The following is a 5,985-nucleotide window of genomic DNA, read 5'->3' as shown; positions in this document are numbered from 1 at the left end:
GGCGCGGGCGGCTTCCACCGCAGCGTTCAGCGCCAGGATGTTGGTCTGGAAGGCGATGCCGTCGATCACGCCGATGATGTCGCCGATCTTGCGCGAGGCGGCGTGGATGCCCTGCATGGTCTCCACCACGCGCGTGACCACGGCGCCGCCCTGCACGGCCACGGTGCTGGCGTGTTCGGCGAGCTGGTTGGCCTGCCGCGCGCTGTCGGCGTTCTGGCGCACGGTGGCGGTCATCTGCTCCATCGACGCGGCCGTTTGCTGCAGCGCGCTGGCCTGCTCTTCGGTGCGGCTGGACAGGTCCAGGTTGCCGCGCGCGATCTCGCTGGAGGCCACGGCGATGCCCTCGGCCCCGTGGCGCACCTGGCCCACGGCGGTGCGCAGCTGCTCGCCCATGGCGTTCAGCGTGCGCAGCAGCTGGCCGGTCTCGTCCTGCGCGGTGCTGTCCGAGGACACGGTGAGGTCGCCGGTGGCCACGGTCTTGGCCATGGTCACGGCATCGTGCAGCGGGTGGGTGATGCTGCGCGTGATCGCCACGGCCAGCGCCAGCGCGATCAGCGTGGCCAGCGCGCCCAGCGCGATCAGCTGCAGCCGGCCGCTCTGGTAGTTGGCCTGCACGGCTTCGGAGGATTCGTTGATCTGCGCGCGCTGGAAGTCCAGCATCGCCTGCAGGGCCTGCAGGTATTGCTCGCCCGCGGGGGTGAAGTCGGCGTTCAGGATGCGCTCGGCGTCTTCGGAGCGGCCCTCGGCCTTGGCCTTGTAGATGGCATCGCGGGCGACGACGAAGCGCTTGCGCTCTTCGCCGGCCTTGTCGAACAGGGCCTGCTCCTGCGGGCTGCTGATGAGCTTGGACAGCTGGCTCTGCTGCTCGGACGACATCTTGGAGGCCGCTGCGTTGTCCGCCGCGAACTGCTGCGCCAGGGTGGAGTCGGTGCTGCGGGCCACCACGCTGTGGCGGCGCACGTTGCTGAAGATGGTGCGGTACCAGTCGGAGATGAGCCGCTCCTTGGTCAGGGGCAGGGCCATCATCGAAGCCGTCTCCTGCGCCACCGACTGCAATTTCCAGGTGCCCACGCCCAGCATGGTGACGATGAAGAGGATGAGCACGCCGAAGGCCAGGCCCAGGCGTTTTCCGATGGAAATGTTTTGGAGGTTCATGGTGAGGCTAGGGAAAACCCTTGGTTGGGTGGCGATTCTCTCCGCATTGATCCAGCGCAACTACAAACCCTTACGCATTGCCGGAACATATGGATTTACCCGGATACTCCTGTTAAGCCGTGCTTTTCGGGCGCCCAACGACAACGGGGCACCCGGATGGGTGCCCCGTCGACGGGGGGGGTGGCCGGCACTCGGGGTGCCGGCCGGGCGGAAGGTGCCGAGCCGGTTCAGCGCACGGCGGCGCCGGCCTTCACCTTCAGCCGCCAGGCGTGCAGCAGGGGCTCGGTGTAGCCGCTGGGCTGCTCCACGCCCTTGAAGACGAGGTCGCACGCGGCCTGGTAGGCGGCCGATTCGGCGAAGCGCCCGGCCATCTTCTGGTACAGCGGATCGCCGGCGTTCTGCTGGTCCACCACGGCGGCCATGCGCTCGAAGGTTTCGCGCACCTGCGCTTCGGTCACCACGCCGTGCAGCAGCCAGTTGGCCATGTGCTGGCTGCTGATGCGCAGCGTGGCGCGGTCCTCCATCAGGCCCACGTTGTGGATGTCGGGCACCTTGGAGCAGCCCACGCCCTGGTCGATCCAGCGCACCACATAGCCCAGGATGCCCTGGGCGTTGTTGTCCAGCTCCTGTTGCTTTTCGGCATCGCTCCACTGCGGCGTGGCGGTGACCGGCACCGTGAGCAGGCCGGTCAGCAGGTTGTCGCGCTCGGCGTTGGCGTCGGTCTTTTCCAGCTCCTTCTGCACCTCGGCCACGTTGACCTGGTGGTAGTGCAGCGCGTGCAGCGTGGCGCCCGTGGGGCTCGGGACCCAGGCGGTGTTGGCGCCGGCCTTGGGGTGGGCGATCTTCTGTTTGAGCATCTCGGCCATCAGGTCGGGCATGGCCCACATGCCCTTGCCGATCTGCGCCTTTCCGCGCAGGCCGCACGACAGGCCCACGAGCACGTTGTTCTTCTCGTACGACTGGATCCAGGCGCTGGCCTTCATGTCGCCCTTGCGCACCATGGGGCCGGCCTGCATGGCGGTGTGCATCTCGTCGCCCGTGCGGTCCAGGAAGCCGGTGTTGATGAACGCCACGCGCGCCGAGGCCGCGGCGATGCAGGCCTTGAGGTTGACGCTGGTGCGGCGCTCCTCGTCCATGATGCCCAGCTTGACCGTGTTTTCGGCCAAGCCCAGCAGTTGCTCCACGCGGCCGAACAGGTCGCTGGCGAAGGCCACCTCGGCCGGGCCGTGCATCTTGGGCTTGACGATGTAGACGCTGCCCTTGCGCGAGTTGCGGATGCCGCCCTGCCCCTTGCCCTGCAGGTCGTGCAGCGCGATGGTGGTGGTGACCACGGCGTCCAGGATGCCTTCGGGAATCTCGCGCTGCGTGCCCTGCGCATCGGTCCACAGCACGGCCGGGTTGGTCATGAGGTGGCCCACGTTGCGCAGGAACATGAGCGAGCGGCCGTGCAGGCGCACCTCGCCGCTGCCGTCCGGGGCGGTGTACAGGCGGTCGGGGTTCAGGCCGCGCGTGAAGGTCTTGCCGCCCTTGCTCACCTGCTCGGTGAGGTCGGCCTTCAGGATGCCCAGCCAGTTGGCGTAGCCGTTGACCTTGTCCTCGGCATCGACGGCGGCCACGGAGTCTTCCAGGTCCAGGATGGTCGAGAGCGCGGCTTCGACCACCAGGTCGCTCACGCCGGCGGGATCGGTCTTGCCGATGGGCGTGCTGCGGTCGATCTGCAGGTCCAGGTGCAGGCCGTGGTGGCGCAGCAGCACGGACGAAGGCGCTGACGCCTCGCCCTGGTAGCCCACGAACTGGGCCGGTTCCTGCAGGCCGGTGGTGCCGCCGCCTTCCAGCGCGACGACCAGCTGGCCGCCTTCCACGCGGTAGCCGGCGGCGTTCTTGTGCGTGCCCTGGGCCAGCGGCGCGGCCTGGTCGAGCACCTCGCGGGCGAACGCGATCACGCGGGCGCCGCACGGGGTTGTAGCCCTGGCCCTTCTCGGCGCCGTCGGTCTCGGGGATGGCGTCGGTGCCATAGAGCGCGTCGTACAGCGAGCCCCAGCGCGCGTTGGCCGCGTTGAGCGCATAGCGTGCGTTCAGGATCGGCACCACCAGCTGCGGGCCGGCCTGCGTGGCGAGTTCGTCGTCCACGTTGGCGGTGGTGGCCTGCACGTCGGCCGGCTGCGGCACCAGATAGCCGATCTGTTCGAGGAAGGCTCGGTATGCCGCCATGTTCTGCACCGGGCCCGGGTTGGCGCGGTGCCAGGTGTCGAGTTCGGACTGCAGGCGGTCGCGCTCGGCCAGCAGGGCGATGTTGCGCGGCGCCAGATCGGACACCAGCGCGCTGAAGCCCTTCCAGAACGCCTCGCTGTCCACGCCCGTGCCGGGCAGGACCCGGTCTTCGACGAAGCGGTGCAGGGAGGTGGCCACTTGCAGGCCGTGAACGGTGGTGCGGTCGGTCATGGAAGTCTCTTGGGTCTGGGAAAGGGTGGATGCGAACCGGCAACGGCCGCCAGGGACCGTCACCACGATGTCGACCCACTGTATTGCAAATCTTTCCAGACATAAACCGCCTGAAAATCTCAGAACCAGTGACTTTTACGCACAAATGAAGAAAGCGGCGGCGGGGTCCGGGCGGGGTTGCGCCGCCGCCCGGAGCGCCTTCGGTGCCCGTCAGCCGCGCCCGGCCATGGCCCGCGCGTCCACCCTTCGGTCGTATTCGTCGCCCGTGAGAAACCCCAGCGCCACGGCGGCGGCCTTCGGCGTGATGCCGCGTTCCATGGCCTCGCGCGTGATGCGGGCCACGCGGTCGTAGCCCAGCACCGGGTTCAGGGCGGTGGCCAGCAGCAGGGCGTTGTCCACGTTGGCGGCCAGGCGGTCGGTGTCGGCCTCGATGCCCTGCACCAGCCGCTCGGCGAACACGCGGGCGCTGTCGGCCAGCACGCGGATGGACTGCAGCAGGTTGTGGATGAGCACCGGCTTGGCCACGTTCAGCTCGAAGTGGCCCGATGCGCCGGCCAGCGTGATCGTGGTGTGGTTGCCCATCACCTGCCAGGCGGCCTGCGCCACCACCTCGGCGATGGTCGGGTTGCGCTTGCCCGGCATGATCGACGAGGTGAGCCCGTCGTCCGGGATGCGCAGCTCGCCGAGGCCGCAGCGCGGGCCCGAGCCCAGGAGCCGCAGGTCGTTGGCGATCTTGGCCAGCGACGCGGCGACCACGTTCAGCGCGCCGGACACCTCCACCAGCGCATCGTGCGCGCCCATGCCCTCGAATTTGCTCGGGTTGGGCGTGAAGGCCATGCCGGCCAGCGCGCTGGCCTCCTCGCAGAACGCCACGTCGAAGCCGGGCGGCGCATTCAGCCCCGTGCCGGCCGCGGTGCCGCCCTGCGCCAGCAGGCACAGGCGGGGCAGGGTGGCGTGCAGCCGGTCGATGCCATGGCCCACCTGGTGGGCGAAGGCGTCGAAGCCCTGGCCCAGCGTCATGGGCACGGCGTCCATCAGGTGGGTGCGCGCGATCTTCAGCACGCCGGCGAAGGCGGTGGCCCGCTCCTGCAGGCGCGACTGCAGCAGCGCGAGCGCGGGCACCAGTCGGTCGCGCAGCTCCAGCGCCGTCGCCAGGTGCATCACGGTCGGAAAGGTGTCGTTGGACGACTGCGAGGCGTTCACGTGGTCGTTCGGGTGCACCGGGCTGCGCGTGCCCGGCGGCTGGCCCAGGCACTGGTTGGCGCGGTTGGCCAGCACCTCGTTGGCGTTCATGTTGGTCTGCGTGCCCGAGCCCGTCTGCCAGATGGTGAGCGGAAAGTGCGCATCCAGCAGGCCGGTGCGCAACTCCTCGGCGGCGGCCTCGATGGCGTCGGCGCGCGGGGCGTCCAGCGTGCCCAGGCGGCGGTTGGCGCGGGCCGCCGCCTGCTTTTGCAGGCCGAAGGTGTGCAGCAGGCAGGCCGGGAAGCGTTCCTCGCCGATGTCGAAGACCGCGAGCGCGCGCTGGGTCTGCGCGCCCCACAGGCGGTCGGCGGGGATCTCGACCGGCCCGAAGGCGTCGTGCTCGGTGCGGGTGGCGGCGCCCATGCGGTCAGTCCAGTGAGATCCTGGCCTCGGCCGCCACCTTGCGCCAGCGCTCCACCTCCGTGGCGGTGTGTCTGGCCAAGGCGTCCGGCGTGTACTGATCGTCCGGCAGCATGCGGATGCCCTGCGCGGCCATCCTGTCGGTCCAGGCCTTGTCGGCCAGGGCCTTGGTGTAGGCCTGGTAGACCTTCTGGATGGCCTCGCGCGGCGTGCCCTTGGGGGCGTAGATGCCGTACCAGGTGGCGGTCTCGAAGCCGGGAATCACCTTCTGGCCCAGCGGGGGCACGCCCGGGAACTGCGGCATGGCCTTGTCGGAGGTGAGCGCCACGGCGCGCACGCGCTCTCCGGCCAGCTGGGGCAGGGCGGTGTTGGTCTGGTCGAACATCGCATCGACCTGGCCGGCCACCAGATCGGTCATGGCCGGAGCCGCGCCCTTGTACGACACGGAGGTGATCTCGACCTTCGCGCGGCTGGCGAACAGCGCCGCCACCAGGTGCGAGGTGGAGCCCACGCCGGCGTTGCCGAAGTTGAGCTTGCCCGGGTTCTGCTGGCCGTAGGCGATCAGGTCCTCGGCCGTCTTGTACGGCGAGTTCTTGCCCACCAGCAGCACCAGGGGCGTGTCGGGGAAGCGGAAGACGGCGTCGAAGTCCTTCACCGGGTCGTAGGCCAGCTTCTTGTACAGCGAGGGCGAGGCGCCCATGTACCCCATGTGGCCGACGAGGAAGGTGTAGCCGTCCGCCGGCGCGCGCGCCGCCTTGGCGCTGCCGATGGTGCCGCCGGCGCCCG

3 protein-coding genes and 1 pseudogene are annotated in these 5,985 nt (G+C 69.6%); all 4 read right to left on the bottom strand.

Annotated elements, in window-relative coordinates; genetic code table 11:
• On the bottom strand, positions 1-1,155 hold a 1,155-nt coding region (locus AC27KI_RS17270), incomplete at its 3' end, for a methyl-accepting chemotaxis protein (RefSeq protein ID WP_487114936.1).
• A 227-nt stretch (positions 1,156-1,382) separates the two neighbouring features.
• Positions 1,383-3,597: pseudogene (locus AC27KI_RS17265) on the bottom strand (malate synthase G).
• A 210-nt stretch (positions 3,598-3,807) separates the two neighbouring features.
• Entirely contained in the window at positions 3,808-5,202 is a 1,395-nt protein-coding gene (locus tag AC27KI_RS17260) for a class II fumarate hydratase (protein WP_317353694.1), read from the bottom strand.
• Positions 5,203-5,206: 4 nt separating this feature from the next.
• Positions 5,207-5,985: tripartite tricarboxylate transporter substrate-binding protein (locus tag AC27KI_RS17255; RefSeq protein WP_487114934.1), on the bottom strand; the 779-nt coding region annotated here is incomplete at its 5' end.

Source organism: Acidovorax sp. KPB24-03 (genome assembly GCF_057546605.1).
Note: the sequence above shows the minus strand (reverse complement) of the source record. Positions and strands in the feature narration are given on the sequence as shown.

Bases quoted from the DNA above. Each gene is read 5' to 3' on its own strand.
- AC27KI_RS17260 (WP_317353694.1), bottom strand. From the start codon at position 5,202: ATGGGCGCCGCCACCCGCACCGAGCACGACGCCTTCGGGCCGGTCGAG.